We start from the raw sequence: 15,554 nt of genomic DNA, 5'->3' as shown, positions 1-15,554 counted from the left end.
GGCCCAGAAGCTCAACGGACGCCCACGTAAAACGCTCGACTGGGACAGCCCAGCCGAGCGTTTACGTGATCTACTTCTAAGCACCTAACAACCCAAGGTGTTGCAACCACCCCCAGAATCCGCCGCTCCAAACGGGCAGTTTCTGCTATCTCGGTTTATGAGGGGCCGGGGGTCAGTTCTCGTCGTGCCCCTGGTCCATGCTCATCTGATCCTCAGCCGGAGGGGTTTCCCCCGGCGGAACTCCGCCGCCGGGCTCCAGGCCGGTGATGTTGCCTTCGGCCGGATCGGGGTTCACCCGGCGGCCCTTCTCACCGCTGCCGGCACGGTTTCCGGTGCCTTCGGCTGTGTCCGGACCCTTCTGGGCTGCGGCATGGTCAGCTTCCTTGGGCTTGTCCGGATTGGCTGAATCATTATTCGGATCATAGCTCTGCGTCATCGTGGCCTTTCGGTGATGTCCCGCAAGGGAGGAAACATTAGTCAGCATGCTGATGTTTCCAACCTAGCGGGACCATCGAGGCGCGGGCAATCCCTAGCCGAAGAGCTCCTCCCCCACGAATCCGCCCTCCCGCGCACCCGGCGGCACGGCAAAGACTGCCGAGCCGACCGGCGTCGTCCACTCATTGAGCAGGTCCAGTTTGTCCAGCCGCTGCTGGATCGGCACGAACTGGGCCGTGACGTCCGCCTGGAAAGCCACGAAGATCTGCCCCGCGTTGGAAACCGGACCGCCCGGCTCGGGAACGGCGTCGTAGTTGTACCCGCGGCGGTAGATGCGCTGCCGCGGGTTCTCCGGCCGTGCCCGGCGCATGTGCGCGTACTCCGGGATGACGGTGAAGCCCAGCCCGGTGACGGCGTCGAAATCCGGTTCGTCGTGCTCATTCTCACCGGTCAGCGGAGCACCGTTGGCGAGCCGGCGGCCCACGGCTTCTTCCCGGCCCCGCCGGTCCAGCTCATCCCAGGTGTCCAGGTTCATGGCGATGCGGCGGATGACCATCGAGGTGCCGCCGTCCAGCCAGGCGGGAATCTCGGAGTCCCCCCAGACAACCCGCTCGAACTCCGGAGTTCCAGGAAGGGCGTTCGCGGATCCGTCCACCTGCCCAAAGAGATTGCGCATGGTGGTCCCGGCGGGTTCGCTGCCGTAGGCATGGCGGAATCCGGACTGGATCCAGCGCACGACGGCGAACGCCCGGCTGTCCTTGAGCAGCATCCGCTGGGCGTGGGCGAGGGTCAGCGGGTCATCGGCGCACAGCTGGAGCAGAAGGTCTCCACCGCTCCACCGCTCTTCGAGTGCATCAATGCCGAAGGCCGGGAGCGGCCCCAGCCAGGCGGGCGCCAGGTGCGGCGCCGCGGCCGCCACCAGGCCGGGCCCGAACCCGAGGGTCACCGTCAGCCGTGCCGGGTTCCGGGCCAGTTCCGGCTCGGAATCCGCCAGCGCCGGTTCCCCCTGGGTGAGGGCAGCGGCGTCGTCGCTGAGCATCTGCAGCCAGGACCGGATCCGGTCCCGGCCGATCCCTGTACGCAGGTCCAGGGCAACGAAGGCCGCGTACGCACCGGGAGGCGTGGCGATGCCGGCCTGGTGCCGCCCGTAGAACGGAACGGTTTCCCGGCCGTTGCTGCCGGCCCCGTCCAGTCCGGTGCGTTCCAGCTCCGGTGCCGTACCGAGGCTGCCCACCAGGTGCCCGCCGGCAGCCGCGACGGCTCCCAGACCGGCGGCTGCACCGCCGAACAGCAGACGGCGCCGGGCAACGCCGCGGGGTGCGGTCTCGGCGCTCATCAGTGATCCGCAGCGCCGTGGGATTCAGCGCCGTGGGTTTCAGCGCCGTTGCGTTCGCCGCCGTGGCCTTCTTCGGCGCCGTAGCTTTCGTTGGCTCCGGCGTAGTCCTTGGCTACGGCGTCGACGTCAAGGGTGGAACCGTCAGCCAGTTCCAGGGTGATGGTCACGGTGTCTCCGGCCAGCAGCCCGTCCGTCAGGCCCATCAGCATCAGGTGGCTGGCTCCGGGCTCCAGAAGGTAGCCGCTGCCGGCGGGGACCACGAACCCGCCTTCGATTTGGCGCATCACCATGGCGCCGTCGTCGTCCATTGCCACCTCATGCAGCTCCACGGTGGATGCCGCGGAGGAGCTGGCGGAAACGACGGTGAGGTCCTCGTCGCCGTCGTTTTCAAGCGTGCCGAACGCTCCGGTCATCCCGCCGGCCTCAGCAGCCTTGGCCCAGGCTCCGGACATGGACAGGGATGCTGCATCCTCTGCGGCCGGGGAGTTGTCGGCGGCGGGGGTCGAGGAACCGCAGCCGGTGAGGGCGGCAGCAGAGACGGCGAGGACGGCTGCGGCGAGGGTGAACTTCTTCATGTTTTTTGGTACTCCAAAGGTGTGTTCCGCGCTCAGGGCGCGGGCAAGGGTAAGGGGCGGCGGTGCAGGAGCAGGCCGCGGGAATGACTGCCGCGCAGGCGGCGGATTGGTTAGGCGCTGGTGCCGCGGCGCTTCTTCACCTGGACGGTGATAGCCCAGGCGGCGAGGGCTGCCGCCGCGCCGACTCCGGCACCGGCAAGGGCCCACGGCAGGTGGGATGCGGTGCCGGATTCTTCGGCTGCCGGTTCAGCTTCCGCGCTCGGAGCGGGTTCGCTGGCTGACGGGCTGGCGGAGGCAGTAGCCTCCGGGGTGGCGGAGCCGGTGGCCGCGGGAGCGGCAGTTTCCTGTGCGCCGCCTGCAGCGTTCACCGTGAAGCTGAAGGTTCCCGTGATCGGGTGTCCGTCGCCGGAGACTGCACGCCAGTTGACCTTGTAGTCCCCCGCGTCGAGTGCGGGAACGGCCTGGACCAGGGTTTCCCGGGTCAGTACCGGCTCGGAGGCCGCGACGTTGTTCCCGGCAGCATCTTCAACGATGACCTGGTTGCCCAGGTCCATGAGCTCGGAGCTGAAGACCAGTTCGATTTCGGAAGGAGCGGCGTCAAGGACGGCACCGTCCGCCGGGTTGGAGGACACGAGCTCGTCGTGCGCGTGTGCCGGCGCTGCGAGGAAAAGAACCGCAGCGAAGGCGGCGAGGAGAACTGCGGCGAGAAGCGAGGCGCGCGTGCGGGCCTGGCGGTAAAAAGTGGTGGGCATGGCTGCTTTCCGTTCCGGAGCGGAACTGGGATTCGTGTGGGTGCGCGGATGCGCCTAGGCGGACACGAATACAGCAGGTGGGCCCCGGTGCCGGAGCGTCAGGAGCGGAATGCCAAGGCTGCGCAGTCCGAGCGGACGAACCGCCAGGACCGCAGCGGTGGAGCGGGGCAGGTGGGCGGGCCGGAAGAGCGGCAGCAGCGCGCCGGGACGGACACCAAGGGCCTCAATGAGGCGCACCAGGGCCCGCTCGCCGTGGGCCATGATCCACACCGTGGCAGCGGCGGCCAGCGCGTGGCTGAGCCACATCATCAGACCGTGTGCAGGAGCAGCCGCTGAGGCCGCTGCCGCAGCGGTGCCGGCATCAGCGAGGGAAGTGCCTGCCTGGTGGGCGTGGCCGGAGTGGGCACCGACGGCGGCCGGGGCCGAACCGAAGCTGAAAATGAGGTGGAACAGGCCCTGGCTGAACACCACGGCGGTGCTAAGCCGGGGAAGGGAAAGCCCGCGTCCGGCCAGCAGGCAGCTGACCATGCCGGAGACAGCCAGGCAGAACAGCACCAGGGCAGGCTGGGGAGCTGCTCCGCCGCCCAGCACGTGCGACGCAGCAGCTACGGCCGTGGCCGCGAACGCTCCGGCCCAGCCGCGCACCAAGCGTGCGGCACGCGCTGTCATCGGTCCTCCTCAGGCACCGTGTGCCGGGCGGGGTCGCATCCGGCCCTGTAATTCTCCCGAAGTTTCGACGCCGTGTCGAATACGGGCGCCCCCATTCCCGCCGAGAGGCCACTTACGGCTCTTATGAGGCGCGAAAAGAGCCGTAACTGGCCTTTCGGCGGGGTAAGGGGTGCAGCGGAGAAGCTAGCCCTTGAACTCGGGCTTGCGCTTTTCCTTGAACGCAGCGAAGCCTTCGGCGTAGTCCTCGGTTCCGCAGAGCACGCCCTGGGCCTTGTTCTCGTCTTCGACCGAGTCCCAGAGGCCCAGGCGGGCATCGCGGATCTGCGCCACAAGTTCCTTGGAGGCACGGAAGGCACCGGTGGCACCGGACGCCACGCGGGCAACCGTGGCACGGGTGGATTCAAGCAGCTCATCGGCCGGGAACACCCGGCTGAACAGGCCGGCCGCCACTGCTTCCGTGCCGCTCATCAGGTCCGCTGTGTAAATCAGGTCCAGCGTGCGGTGCGCGCCCAGGCGCTCGGTGAACAGCCAGTGCCCGCCCGAATCCAGGGTTGCGCCCAGGTTCGCGAACGGGGAACCGATCTTGGCGTTGTCCGCCACGTACACCACGTCTGTGGCGACCAGCAGGCCCAGCCCGACGCCGAGGCAGGCGCCCTGCGCAGCGGCGAAGGTGGGTGCCGGGAAGGCTGCCATCTTCTTCAGCAGCGGGGTGACCAGGTCGCCCAGGTACGCGTAGGCGTCGTCCTCGGCCGGTACGACGCCGGAGATGTCGCGTCCGGCGCAGAAAGCCCGGCCTTCCCCGCGCAGCAGCAGCGCGCGGACACCGGCGGCAGCGGCGTCGTCGTAGGCCTTGGACAGGTCCGCCAGGGCCTGCTCGTCCAGGGAGTTCAGTTTCTGCGGGGCATTGAGGACAACCTCGGCCACCCCGTCCTGAATAGTCAGTTCGACCATGGACTGGTTCTGCTCGCTCATCGGTGGCTTCGCTCCTAGGCGTCGTAGTCGACGGTGACTTCGGGACTGGTGGGGCGGCTCTGGCAGGTCAGGATGTAGCCCTTTTCGATTTCATCCGGTTCCAGGGCGTAGTTTTCTTCCATTTCCACGGTGCCGGAGACAACCTTGGCACGGCAGGTGCCGCAGACGCCGCCGGCGCAGGCGAAGGGAACGTCCGGACGCACGCGCAGGGCAGCGTTCAGGATCGATTCGCGGGCGTGGGTGGGGCTGGCAACTTTGCCCTGCAGCCCGTCCAGCCGGAAGCTGATTTCAAAGTTGTCTGCCGAGGGGTCAACCTGGATCGGACGGCCAATCTGGCCTTCCGGCTTGCCGGGCTGGCCGGTGGTGAACAGTTCGAAGCGGACCTTTTCCGAGTCGACGCCGCGCTCGGCCAGGGTGTCGCGGCACAGCTGCACCAGTTCGAACGGGCCGCAGAGGAACCATTCGTCCACGTCGCGGGTGGGCAGCACGGATTCGATGAGGGCGGAGAGCTTTTCCGCGTCGATCCGGCCGGAGAGCAGCGGGGAGATGCGCTGTTCGCGGGACAGCACGTGGTGCAGGGCGAACCGGGCCGGGTACTTGTCCTTCAGGTCTGCCAGTTCCTCGAGGAACATGACATCCATGGCGGCTTTGTTGGCGTAGACCAGGTCGAAGCGGACGTTCTCGGAGGCTGCCAGCACGGTGCGGGCAATCGAGATCACCGGGGTGATGCCGGATCCGGCGGCGACGGCGACGAACACGTTCTCGTCGTTGACGTCGATGTCCTCGGGGTGGTTCAGCGCCGTCATGGGGTGCTTGGAGATGAAGCCGCCCGTGGGGCTCATGACGTCCAGGACGTCGCCTGCCTTCAGGTTTTCATTGGCCCAGGTGGAGAACCGGCCGCCGAGGTCACGCTTGATGGCAACCCGGATCTCGCCGGGCCTGGGCTCGGCGCAGATGGAGTAGCTGCGGCGGATTTCAGCGCCGTCCAGGGTGGTGCGCAGGGCAACGTACTGGCCGGGCAGGTAATCGAAGGAACCGGCCAGCTCTTCGGGGACCGCGAAGGTGACTTCGATGGCGTCTTCGGTGAGCCGGCGGACAGCACTGACCGTCAGCGGGTGGAAGGCGGTGCGGCGCGAGGCGGGAGCTGCGCCTGCCTCGGTGGTGGAGGTTGTCATGGTTAGAGCACCTTGAAGTAGTCGAAGGGTTCCTGGCAGTCGCGGCACACGTACAGCGCCTTGCAGGAAGTAGAGCCAAAGCGTGTCATTTCACGCGTATTGAGTGAGGAGCACTGGGGGCACTTGACGCTCAGGCCAAGCCGGACCGGTCCGGCCGCTGCCCGGCCGGTGGGCGGGGCAATGCCGTACGCGTTGAGCTTGGTCTTGCCGGATTCGCTCATCCAGTCCGTGGTCCAGGCCGGGGCCAGGACCAGGTCCACGCGGACCGGGCCGTAGCCGGCAGCAACGAGCGCGGCGGTGACGTCGTCACGGATGGCGTCCATGGCGGGGCAGCCGGAGTAGGTAGGGGTGATGGCCACCCGCACCGAATTGTCCGGCTGAACCTCCACAGCCCGCAGTACGCCCAGGTCCTCAATGGTGAGGACCGGAATTTCCGGGTCGCAGACCGTCGCGGCGACGTCCCACGCCGCAGCGGCTGCGGGATCCGTGGGACGCAGCTGCGTGCTGGCTGCGGCATCGGCGGCGGGTGCTGCCTCAGTCTCGTTCATCGCTGTTACCAGGTTGCGCCGGGGTGCTGGCGGGCCAGGACCTGGAGCTCAGCCAGGATGTAGCCGAGGTACTCGCTGTGCTCGCCGCGGCGTCCGCCGCCGGGTGCGGGCTGCACCTCGGGGGCTTCGAGCTCGGCTTCAGCCAGCACGGCGCCCACCTTTTCATCAAAGGCTGCGCGCAGGGTGGAGGGCAGGACGGCGATGCCGTCGAGGGAGCGGACCAGGTCATCGTCCTCGAAGAGCTCACCGACGTACGGCCAGGTCAGTTCCAGGGCGCGGATCATGCGGGTGCGTGATTCCTCGGTGCCCTGACCCAGGCGCAGCACCCACTGGGCGCTGTGGTCGCGGTGGTAGTCGACTTCCTTGACGGCCTTGGCCGCGATGGCTGCCAGCGTCTCGTCCTTGGAGGAGAGCATGGCGGTGTACAGCTCGTACTGGAAGAAGGAGACCACCAGCTGGCGGGCGATCGTCTTGGCGAAGTCGCCGTTTTCCTGCTCAACAATATGGGCGGAGCGGTATTCCTCTTCGCCGCGCCAGTACGCCAGGTCATCCTCAGTCTTGTCCCAGGCAGTGCCGGCGTAGGTAAGGAAGGACCGGGCGTGGCCGAGCAGGTCAAGGGCGATGTTGGAGAGGGCAATGTCCTCTTCCAGCTCCGGAGCGCGGGCAACCCACCAGCCCAGGCGCTGGGCCAGGATCAGGGCGTCGTCGCCCAGGCGCAGCGCGTACTCTGCGACCGCTTCGGGGGCCTTGGCATCGGAGGCCGCGATGTCCTCCGGGCGGAGGGCGTTGCCCGGGGTGATCCGGGTGGCGCTGTCCGTGTTCACAGGTGCTTCACCCCTTCAGACTTGCGGTAGTACGTGGCGTGCCGGTAGTCCTTGCCCTGCGGGGACTCGAAGAACTGGCCCTTGGCATCGGGATCGGAAGAGATGATCGCCTCGGCCGGAACCACCCAAAGCGAAACGCCTTCGTTGCGCCGGGTGTAAAGGTCGCGTGCGTTGCGCACTGCCATGTCGGCGTCGGGGGCGTGCAGCGAACCGGCGTGGACGTGGGACAGGCCGCGGGAGGAACGGACGAATACTTCCCAGAGCGGCCAGGCCGCGTTGACGCCCGTGTCAGGAGCTACCGAGCCGGACGTCGCCGCCGTCTTGGTGCCGTCGTCGCCCGTTGTCGAACCGGAAACCATGCTTATGCCACCTCTGTCTTTCGTGCCTGCTTTGCCGCGTAGGCGGCTGCTGCTTCGCGCACCCAGGCGCCGTTCTCGTGTGCTTCGCGGCGGCGGGCCAGCCGCTGCGAGTTGCACGGGCCGCGTCCGGCGAGGACTTCCTTGAACTCGTTCCAGTCCAGCGGTCCGTGCTCCCATTTGCCGGTTTCTTCGTTGAACCGGATCTGGTCATCGGGGAGGGTCAGGCCAAGGACCTTGACCTGCTCGTAGATCATGCCGACGAAGCGCTGGCGCAGTTCGTCATTGGAGAAGCGCTTGATGTTCCACGCCATGGACTGGCGGGAGTTGGGGGAATTGTCATCCGGCGGGCCGAACATCATCAGGGCCGGTGCGTACCAGCGGTTGATGGCGTCCTGCGCCATCTGCTTCTGCGCTTCGGTGCCGTTGGCGAGCTCCAGCAGGATCTCGAAGCCCTGGCGCTGGTGGAAGGATTCTTCCTTGCAGATCCGCACCATGGCACGGCCGTACGGTCCGTAGGAGGCGCGGCACAGCGGAACCTGGTTGCAGATGGCGGCGCCGTCAACAAGCCAGCCGATCGCACCCATGTCGGCCCAGCTGCGGGTCGGGTAGTTGAAGATGCTGGAATAGCGGGCCTTGCCTGCGATCAGGTCTTCGGTCATCTTCTCGCGCGGGGTGCCGAGGGTCTCGGCTGCGGAGTAGAGGTAGAGGCCGTGGCCGGCTTCGTCCTGGACCTTGGCCAGGAGGATGGCCTTGCGCTTCAGTGAGGGTGCGCGGGTGATCCAGTTGGCTTCCGGCTGCATGCCGATGATCTCGGAGTGCGCGTGCTGGGAGACCTGGCGGACCAGGGTCTTCCGGTAGCCTTCCGGCATCCAGTCGCGCGGTTCGATCCGCGAATCGTCGGCGATGACCGCGTCGAATGCTGCCTGTCCGGCTGCGTCATCATCCTGCTGGGCCGGGACTGCGTACAACTCTGTCTGCGTAGCCATAGATGTCACCTCACTGTTTTCCACGGGCCGCGGACAGCTCCGCGGAAGTCGTTCGGCCAATAATTACCGACCGTTCGTTCAGGATATGCGTGTGAGCGATCGCACGTCAAGGCGGAACCCCTTTTTGCGGCTGCGTTGCGCCGGGCCGGTGGCGGCTGCAGGCCTCACCAGCGGATACCTTTGATCCAGGAGTCCACGCAGGGAGGAAACAGGGCATGGCAGGCAGCCGTTCGAGCACCCGGACACGGCAGGGCTGGGCTGGAACCGCCGCACCCGGACTGACGGCACACCTGCTGGTGCCCATCCTGCTGGGGCTGCTGGGCTTCTGCGCCGTTGCTGCCGCCGTGGCATCCACCGGCGGGGTCCTGGGCATCACCGTGACCGGAGCGGCCGTGGTGCTCACGCTCCTGCTTGGAGCCGGAACTGCTCCGCGCTTCCTGCCGGTGCTGCTGGACGGCGGCGCGGGCCGGCCGCTGGCGCTGCTCGGCGTCGTCGTAGTGCTGCACTTTGTCTTGTACTGGACCGTGGGCGGCACCGTCATCATTACCCTGCCGGCGTTCCCCGTGGCCGCTGCCGGCGGCGGCCTGCTGCTGGCCACCTCGCTCTGGTCCCAGTTCCGCCGCGGCCCAGCCGCTGACGAGCCGGTGCGGGTGACTGGTTCAGTCCGCCGGCCCTTTACCCACACCCTGGTGCTGGTGCTGGCCAACTGGGTGTTCTTCGCCGCGGCGGGGATGTTCAGCGCCTGGATCCTGCTGGGACGCTAGCTCGCGCCTGTCCCGGGCTCCGCGCTCCGCCGCAAGCATAAAGGCGGCGCTGCCCGTCGCGGCCCGCTGGCCGGCTCGATATATTCGGGTTCATGACTACACCCACTCCCCCGGCCGCGAAAAAAGTCCCCGTCGAACGCACCCACCACGGTGAGACGTTCACCGATGACTACGAGTGGCTGCGGGAGAAGGAAAACCCGGAGGTAGTGGAGCACCTCAACGCGGAGAACGCCTATACCGAGGCCGTCACTGCGGACCAGGAGCCGCTGCGCCAGCAGATCTTCGACGAGATCAAGGCCCGCACCGTTGAAACCGACCTGTCCGTTCCGGCCCGCAAGCGCGGCTGGTGGTACTACACCCGCACCGAGGAAGGGCAGCAGTACGCGATCCACTGCCGCACTGCCGCCCAGGACACCGGCGACCTGCACGCGGACTGGACACCTCCCGTCGTCGAACCCGGCGTTCCCGTTCCCGGCGAGCAGATCCTGATCGACGGCAATGCAGAAGCTGAGGGCAAGCCGTTCTTCGCCCTGGGCGGCCTGGCCGTAACCGAGGACGGCAACCTGCTGGCCTACTGCGAGGACAACGCCGGGGATGAGCGCTTCACCCTGCGGATCAAGGACCTGCGCACCGGGGAACTGCTGCCCGACGTCGTATCCAACGTCTTCTACTCCCTCGCCTTCTCCCCGGACGGCACCCGCGTCTTCTACACCGTCGTCGACGATTCCTGGCGCCCGTACCAGATCAAGGCACACACCCTGGGCACGGATGTCAGCGAGGACACCGTGATTTACCAGGAGGACGACGTCGCCATGTGGACGGGCTTCGACCTCTCAGCCGACCGGAAGCAGCTGCTGATCGGCATCAGCTGCTCCGAGTACAGCGAGTACCGGGTGATGGATTTCGACGACGCCTCGGACACCGTGCGGACCCTGATTCCGCGCAGCGAGCGGATCCTCTACGAAGCCGAGCCGTTCACCCGCGGCGGTGAGCGCCAGTACCTCATCACGCACAACAAGGACGCCCTGAATTCCATGGTTTCCCTGGTCGCGGAAGGCGAATTCGCCAAGCCGCTGGCCGAGCAGCACTGGCAGACCGTGGTGGCGCACGACGACGCCGTGCGGGTCAACGGCGTATCCGTCACCTCCACGCACATCCTGGTTTCGGTCCGCAAGGACACCACCGAGCGCGTGCAGATCCTGCCGCTGGCCGGGATCGGCACCCCGGAGCAGGCGTCGCCCGCCGAGCCGGCCTTCGACGAGGAGCTCTACACCGCCGGCCTGACCAACGCTGAATACGATTCACCGATTATCCGGCTGAGCTACACGTCCTACCTGACGCCGCCGCGGGTCTACGACTACGTGCTGGCCACCGGCGAGCTTCAGCTGCGCCGGGAAACCCCGGTGCGCGGCGGTTACGATGCCGCGCAGTACGTCGCTGAGCGCGACTGGGCGACGGCGGCGGACGGCACCCGGATCCCGCTCTCGGTACTGCGCCGGGCCGAAGTGGCCCGCGACGGGTCCAACCCGGCCCTGGTCTACGCGTACGGCAGCTACGAAATCTCCATGGACCCGGCATTCAACATCGCCCGGCTCTCCCTGCTGGACCGCGGCGTCATCTTTGTGGTGGCACACATCCGAGGCGGCGGCGAAATGGGACGGGCCTGGTACGACCAAGGCAAGAAGCTGAACAAGAAGAACACCTTCACCGACTTCGTGGCCGCGACTGACCACATGGCGGCCTCCGGCTGGGTCGATCCGGCGCGGATTGCGGCCATGGGCGGCTCCGCCGGCGGACTGCTGATGGGCGCCGTCGCGAACCTGGCTCCGGAGAAGTACCGGGCCATCGTGGCGCAGGTCCCGTTCGTCGACGCGCTGACCACCATCCTGGATCCGAACCTGCCGCTGTCCGCCCTGGAGTGGGAGGAATGGGGCAACCCCATCACCGATCCCGAGGTGTACCGCTACATGAGCGAGTACAGCCCGTATGAGAACGTGCGCGCCGTCGACTACCCGCGTATCGCGGCCGTCACCAGCTTCAACGACACCCGGGTGCTGTATGTGGAGCCGGCCAAGTGGGTGGCCAAGCTGCGTGAAACGACCACCGGTTCCGAGCCTGTGGTCCTGAAGATCGAAATGGACGGCGGACACGGCGGCGCCTCCGGACGCTACGAGGCCTGGAAAGACCGCGCCTGGGATTACGCCTTTGTGCTCTCGGCGCTGGACGCCAGGGACCTGCTGCCCGGCGTCAGCTCACCGGCCGCTGCGGCCCGGTAGGCAACCCGAAAGCAACGACGGCGGAAGCCGGGTACCCGCCCAGGGTGCCCGGCTTCCGCCGTTCAGAAAACCGTTCCAGCCGCTGCCGGGACCAGTCCGGGGAACGTCAGTCGACGCCGCCGGCTTCCTGAGCGCCCGGGCGGGGGCGGGGCAGCGGGCGCGGCTGCGTCTTCCCGGAGCCCGGGGCCGGCTTCCGCGCGCCGTCCTTCTTCGCCTCTGGCCCCGCGTCGGACTCTGCCGCCCGCTGCTGCCGCCGCCCGGGACGGAAGAGCCCCAGCACCACAAAAACCAGCGTCAGGCCAATCACGCCCAGGAAAATAAGGTCCAGGTTGTCCCGCACGAACGGGACGCGGTCCCCCAGCACGTAGCCCAGCAGCGTCACGCTCAGCGCCCAGAGCGCACCGCCGATGGCGTTGTACGCAATGAAGGTGGCGTAATGCATCCGGCCCACCCCGGCCACGACCGGCGTGAAGGTACGGATTACCGGAATGAAGCGGGCCAGCACCACCGCCTTTCCTCCGTGCCGGGCAAAGAAGGCCTCGGCCCGGTCGACGTTCTCCTGATGGAAGAACCGTGACTCCGGTCTGTTGAAGACCACCGGCCCCGCTTTGCGGCCAATGTAATAGCCCAGCTGGTCACCGGCGAAGGCGCAGAGTGCGATCAGCAGGATCAGCACCCAGATGTTGATCTGGACTGCGCCGGTGGCCACCAGCAGTCCGGCAGTGAAAAGAAGGGAGTCTCCCGGAAGGAAAAAACCGATGAGCAGTCCGGTCTCCACGAAGACGATTCCGCAGATCAGCAGCACTACCCACGGACCGATTGCGGGGTCGGAAAGGAAAACCTGGGGATCCAGCCATTCCGGCAAGAGAGAGGACTTGGGCTGCAGGGCACCTGGCGCTGCTGTGGCGGCGATCACTCCCACAGGTTAGACCATGGGCCTTTGCGCTGGCTGGGAGCACGAGGTTATTACACCCCTGGAACCGCGTCACACATGGCGGCGGCCGCTCACAAATTTGACAGTGATGACGCTCACAGGATTACCTAATGAACATTCGGTAAAGAAAAGAGAGGGTTCCCATGGCTGACTCCGGTCTTACTGCCCAGGTCCGCGAAAAGCGCCCGGCGCATCCCATCCTCGAACATGACGCGACGTCCGAATGGCTTGGCATTTCCGTCCAGGACCTCGCGGACGGCTATGCCGTCATCACCATGGACCTGCGCCCCGAGATGCTCAACGGTTTTTCCATCGCCCACGGCGGCATGGTTTTCGCCTTCGCGGACACCGCTTTCGCCCTGGCCTGCAACCCTTCCGGCGCAGACTCGCTGGCCGGCATGGACACCATTACCGTGGCCTCCGGTGCCGACATCAACTTCATATCCTCAGCCCGGGCCGGCGATAAGCTCCGGGCAGAGGCCAGCCGCCGTGCAGCGGCAGGCCGCAGCGGCGTCTACGACATTGAAGTCACCGCCGAGTCCCCGGACGGCACCACCCGCGTCGTCGCTGAATTCAGGGGCCGCTCACGCACCATTCCCAATCCCGCCCGCAGGACCTAGGTTCGGCCGCAAACTGCCGGATCCCGCTCTTTCGTTTTCCTTCCGCACACTGCACAATCAAGCCCTACCCCTCTCCCCCGAAGGTTCTCCGCAATGAATACCGCCTCCGCCATCAAGGCCACCGCAGCAGATCCCGCCACCCTCGACGCCGAGGAGCTCATGAGCCGGGACCAGATCGAGGCCCTGCAGCTCACCCGCCTCCAGGAGACGGTCCGCTACGCCTACGACCGGGTGCCGCTTTACACGAAGAAGTTCGACGACGCCGGTGTCCACCCGGACGACCTCAAGGAACTCTCGGACCTGGCCAAGTTCCCGTACACCACCAAGGAAGACCTGCGCCAGAGCTACCCGTTTGGCATGTTCGCCGTGCCGATGGACCAGGTTTCCCGTATCCATGCTTCCTCCGGGACCACCGGCCGGCCCACCGTGGTGGGCTACACCAAGGGCGATCTTGACCGCTGGGGAACCCTGGTGGCCCGCTCACTTCGTGCCTCCGGGGTGAAGTCCAGCTACAAGGTCCACAACGCCTACGGCTACGGCCTGTTCACCGGCGGCCTGGGTGCCCACTTCGGCGCAGAGAAGCTCGGCTGCACGGTCATTCCGATGTCCGGCGGCCAGACCGAACGCCAGATCCAGCTGATCCAGGACTTCGAGCCGGACACCATCCTGGCCACCCCCACCTACCTGCTCACCATCGCCGATGCCATGAAGCGCGCCGGCATTGATCCGCGCTCCACCTCGCTGAAGAACGCCGTTCTGGGCGCCGAGCCGTGGACCGAGGAAATGCGCCACGAACTCGAGCAGATGATGGACATCGACGCCTGCGACATCTACGGCCTCTCCGAGGTCATGGGCCCGGGCGTGGCCGGTGAATGCGTTGAGACCAAGGACGGTGCCCACATCTGGGAGGACCACTTCCGTCCGGAGATCATCGATCCGTTCGATGACACCAAGGTCCTGGCCGACGGCGAGCACGGCGAACTGGTCTTCACCTCGCTGACCAAGGAAGCGCTGCCGATCATCCGCTACCGCACACACGACCTGACCCGCCTGCTGCCGGGCACCGCACGTCCGGGCATGCGCCGCATGGGCCGTATTACCGGCCGCAACGATGACATGATCATCCTTCGCGGAGTGAACCTCTTCCCCAGCCAGATCGAGGAAATCGCACTGCGCATTCCGGCGCTGAGCCCGCACTTCCAGCTGGAGATCACCCGCCCGGACCGCATGGACGAACTCGCGGTCAAGATCGAACGCCGCGCCGAGTCGTCCGCCGACGAGTGCGCCAAGGCAGCTGCCGAGCTGAAGACCCAGATCAAGATCCACATCGGATCCTCCTGCGCCATCCATGTGGTGGAGCCCGGGTCACTGGCACGCTCCAGCGGCAAGCTGCGCCGCATCTACGACCTGCGCAAGCAGGAGAACAAGCCGGCCTAGCAGCCGATATGATCACTCGGTTGGCCGGGATGTCCCGGCCAACCGAACGTTCATGCGAAAATATCCAGATGCCTAGTCCTTCGAGTTCCGCGACTTCCCCGTCCTCCGCCACCGCAGCCGGCAACGGTTCCCGCCGCGGGCGCCCGGGGTACGACCAGCAGACTGTGCTGAACATCGCCGTCGACGTCTTTAACCGCCACGGCTACGAAGCGACGTCGATGGGCATCCTGGCGGAGAACCTGGGCATCACCAAGTCCGCCATCTACCACCACGTTCCTTCCAAGGGCGACCTGCTGCGCCTGGCCCTGGAGAACGCCCTCGGCGGACTCGAAGGTGTCCTTGACGACCCGCGGGCTTCCACCGGCCCGGCCGACGCCCGCCTGGAATTCGTGCTCCGCGGAACAATCAATGTCCTGACCGAGCGGCTCCCGTTCGTCACCCTGCTGCTGCGCCTGCGCGGCAACACCGACATTGAGCGTGATGCGCTGGAACGGCGCCGCCAGTTCGACCGGCGCGTGGCCCAGCTCGTGGACGCGGCCCGCTCCGAAGGATCGCTGCGCAGCGACATCGATCCGCGGACCACCACCCGGCTGCTCTTCGGCACCATCAACTCGATCGTCGAATGGTACAAGCCGGGCGGTCCGATCGGCGCGGAGAAGCTCGCCGATGACATCATCTCCATGATGTTCGACGGCCTGCACGGCAAGCCCTGACCCCCCGCTTCGCCGCCTTCCCCTACTTCCCCACCGAGATGACAGAAACTGCCCGTTAGACGCGGCGGATTCTGGGGGTGGTTGCAACACCTTGGGTTGTTAGGTGCTTAGAAGTAGATCACGTAAACGCTCGGCTGGGCTGTCCCAGTCGAGCGTTTTACGTGGGCGTCCGTTGAGCT

The 15,554-nt window shown here is 66.7% G+C and carries 17 protein-coding genes; 5 read left to right on the top strand and 12 right to left on the bottom strand.

Going from position 1 to position 15,554, the window contains the following annotated elements:
• Positions 1-172 precede the first annotated feature (172 nt).
• From NGB94_RS16670 to paaA, 11 genes are all read right to left on the bottom strand, one after another.
• On the bottom strand, positions 173-436 hold the full coding sequence (locus NGB94_RS16670; protein ID WP_325791836.1) for a DUF6480 family protein: 264 nt from the start codon (positions 434-436) through the stop codon (positions 173-175).
• Positions 437-529: 93 nt separating this feature from the next.
• Complete coding sequence (locus NGB94_RS16665) at positions 530-1,771, bottom strand: Dyp-type peroxidase (RefSeq protein ID WP_325791835.1); 1,242 nt, start codon at positions 1,769-1,771, stop codon at positions 530-532.
• On the bottom strand, positions 1,771-2,346 hold the full coding sequence (locus tag NGB94_RS16660; protein WP_325791833.1) for a copper chaperone PCu(A)C: 576 nt from the start codon (positions 2,344-2,346) through the stop codon (positions 1,771-1,773). The genes NGB94_RS16665 and NGB94_RS16660 overlap by 1 nt, the downstream gene beginning before the upstream one ends.
• Before the next feature lie 110 nt (positions 2,347-2,456).
• A complete protein-coding gene (locus NGB94_RS16655) occupies positions 2,457-3,098 on the bottom strand; it encodes a copper resistance CopC family protein (protein WP_325791832.1) in 642 nt (213 codons plus the stop codon).
• Positions 3,099-3,152: 54 nt separating this feature from the next.
• A complete protein-coding gene (locus NGB94_RS16650; RefSeq protein WP_325791831.1) occupies positions 3,153-3,767 on the bottom strand; it encodes a hypothetical protein in 615 nt (204 codons plus the stop codon).
• Positions 3,768-3,950: 183 nt separating this feature from the next.
• Positions 3,951-4,718, bottom strand: coding sequence for an enoyl-CoA hydratase/isomerase family protein (locus NGB94_RS16645; RefSeq protein ID WP_325791838.1), 768 nt, complete (start codon positions 4,716-4,718; stop codon positions 3,951-3,953).
• A 35-nt stretch (positions 4,719-4,753) separates the two neighbouring features.
• Positions 4,754-5,914 (bottom strand): 1,2-phenylacetyl-CoA epoxidase subunit PaaE, encoded by a 1,161-nt coding sequence (gene paaE, locus NGB94_RS16640; protein WP_325791829.1) that lies wholly within the window; start codon positions 5,912-5,914, stop codon positions 4,754-4,756.
• A gap of 2 nt (positions 5,915-5,916) precedes the next feature.
• A complete protein-coding gene (gene paaD, locus NGB94_RS16635; protein ID WP_325791828.1) occupies positions 5,917-6,462 on the bottom strand; it encodes a 1,2-phenylacetyl-CoA epoxidase subunit PaaD in 546 nt (181 codons plus the stop codon).
• Between the two features lie 5 nt (positions 6,463-6,467).
• Complete coding sequence (paaC, locus tag NGB94_RS16630) at positions 6,468-7,286, bottom strand: 1,2-phenylacetyl-CoA epoxidase subunit PaaC (protein WP_325791827.1); 819 nt, start codon at positions 7,284-7,286, stop codon at positions 6,468-6,470.
• Positions 7,283-7,645, bottom strand: a complete 363-nt coding sequence (paaB, locus tag NGB94_RS16625; RefSeq protein ID WP_325791826.1) for a 1,2-phenylacetyl-CoA epoxidase subunit PaaB — start codon at positions 7,643-7,645, stop codon at positions 7,283-7,285. The genes paaC and paaB overlap by 4 nt, the downstream gene beginning before the upstream one ends.
• Before the next feature lie 2 nt (positions 7,646-7,647).
• Positions 7,648-8,631, bottom strand: coding sequence for a 1,2-phenylacetyl-CoA epoxidase subunit PaaA (gene paaA / locus NGB94_RS16620; protein ID WP_325791825.1), 984 nt, complete (start codon positions 8,629-8,631; stop codon positions 7,648-7,650).
• Between the two features lie 215 nt (positions 8,632-8,846).
• Here paaA and NGB94_RS16615 point away from each other — a divergent pair, with 215 nt between their 5' ends.
• Both NGB94_RS16615 and NGB94_RS16610 read left to right on the top strand, forming a co-directional pair.
• Complete coding sequence (locus NGB94_RS16615) at positions 8,847-9,395, top strand: hypothetical protein (protein ID WP_325791824.1); 549 nt, start codon at positions 8,847-8,849, stop codon at positions 9,393-9,395.
• A 92-nt stretch (positions 9,396-9,487) separates the two neighbouring features.
• The gene (locus tag NGB94_RS16610; protein ID WP_325791823.1) at positions 9,488-11,671 is read left to right on the top strand and encodes a S9 family peptidase; all 2,184 of its coding nucleotides are present in this window, start codon (positions 9,488-9,490) and stop codon (positions 11,669-11,671) included.
• A 106-nt stretch (positions 11,672-11,777) separates the two neighbouring features.
• Here NGB94_RS16610 and NGB94_RS16605 read toward each other — a convergent pair whose 3' ends face one another.
• Positions 11,778-12,587, bottom strand: coding sequence for a DedA family protein (locus tag NGB94_RS16605; protein WP_325791822.1), 810 nt, complete (start codon positions 12,585-12,587; stop codon positions 11,778-11,780).
• Positions 12,588-12,748: 161 nt separating this feature from the next.
• Between NGB94_RS16605 and NGB94_RS16600 the strand changes: the two genes are divergently transcribed.
• The 3 genes from NGB94_RS16600 to NGB94_RS16590 all read left to right on the top strand — a co-directional run bounded on the left by NGB94_RS16600 (position 12,749) and on the right by NGB94_RS16590 (position 15,375).
• Positions 12,749-13,225: a hotdog fold thioesterase gene (locus tag NGB94_RS16600; protein WP_325791821.1), complete on the top strand. Its 477-nt coding sequence runs from the start codon at positions 12,749-12,751 to the stop codon at positions 13,223-13,225.
• A gap of 93 nt (positions 13,226-13,318) precedes the next feature.
• Positions 13,319-14,662, top strand: a complete 1,344-nt coding sequence (gene paaK / locus NGB94_RS16595) for a phenylacetate--CoA ligase PaaK (RefSeq protein ID WP_325791820.1) — start codon at positions 13,319-13,321, stop codon at positions 14,660-14,662.
• 68 nt (positions 14,663-14,730) lie between these two features.
• Positions 14,731-15,375 (top strand): TetR/AcrR family transcriptional regulator, encoded by a 645-nt coding sequence (locus tag NGB94_RS16590; RefSeq protein ID WP_325791819.1) that lies wholly within the window; start codon positions 14,731-14,733, stop codon positions 15,373-15,375.
• Positions 15,376-15,554 lie beyond the last annotated feature (179 nt).

This window comes from Arthrobacter koreensis (assembly GCF_035792275.1).
Classification (GTDB): domain Bacteria; phylum Actinomycetota; class Actinomycetes; order Actinomycetales; family Micrococcaceae; genus Arthrobacter_B; species Arthrobacter_B koreensis_A.
Note: the sequence above shows the minus strand (reverse complement) of the source record. Positions and strands in the feature narration are given on the sequence as shown.

Coding starts and splice junctions, on each gene's coding strand:
- paaE (WP_325791829.1), bottom strand. CDS start 5,914: ATGACAACCTCCACCACCGAGGCAGGCGCAGCTCCCGCCTCGCGCCGC.
- NGB94_RS16600 (WP_325791821.1), top strand. CDS start 12,749: ATGGCTGACTCCGGTCTTACTGCCCAGGTCCGCGAAAAGCGCCCGGCG.
- paaD (WP_325791828.1), bottom strand. CDS start 6,462: ATGAACGAGACTGAGGCAGCACCCGCCGCCGATGCCGCAGCCAGCACG.
- NGB94_RS16670 (WP_325791836.1), bottom strand. CDS start 436: ATGACGCAGAGCTATGATCCGAATAATGATTCAGCCAATCCGGACAAG.
- NGB94_RS16660 (WP_325791833.1), bottom strand. CDS start 2,346: ATGAAGAAGTTCACCCTCGCCGCAGCCGTCCTCGCCGTCTCTGCTGCC.
- NGB94_RS16645 (WP_325791838.1), bottom strand. CDS start 4,718: ATGGTCGAACTGACTATTCAGGACGGGGTGGCCGAGGTTGTCCTCAAT.
- NGB94_RS16615 (WP_325791824.1), top strand. CDS start 8,847: ATGGCAGGCAGCCGTTCGAGCACCCGGACACGGCAGGGCTGGGCTGGA.
- paaK (WP_325791820.1), top strand. CDS start 13,319: ATGAATACCGCCTCCGCCATCAAGGCCACCGCAGCAGATCCCGCCACC.
- paaA (WP_325791825.1), bottom strand. CDS start 8,631: ATGGCTACGCAGACAGAGTTGTACGCAGTCCCGGCCCAGCAGGATGAT.
- NGB94_RS16650 (WP_325791831.1), bottom strand. CDS start 3,767: ATGACAGCGCGTGCCGCACGCTTGGTGCGCGGCTGGGCCGGAGCGTTC.
- NGB94_RS16665 (WP_325791835.1), bottom strand. CDS start 1,771: ATGAGCGCCGAGACCGCACCCCGCGGCGTTGCCCGGCGCCGTCTGCTG.
- NGB94_RS16590 (WP_325791819.1), top strand. CDS start 14,731: ATGCCTAGTCCTTCGAGTTCCGCGACTTCCCCGTCCTCCGCCACCGCA.
- NGB94_RS16655 (WP_325791832.1), bottom strand. CDS start 3,098: ATGCCCACCACTTTTTACCGCCAGGCCCGCACGCGCGCCTCGCTTCTC.
- paaB (WP_325791826.1), bottom strand. CDS start 7,645: ATGGTTTCCGGTTCGACAACGGGCGACGACGGCACCAAGACGGCGGCG.
- NGB94_RS16610 (WP_325791823.1), top strand. CDS start 9,488: ATGACTACACCCACTCCCCCGGCCGCGAAAAAAGTCCCCGTCGAACGC.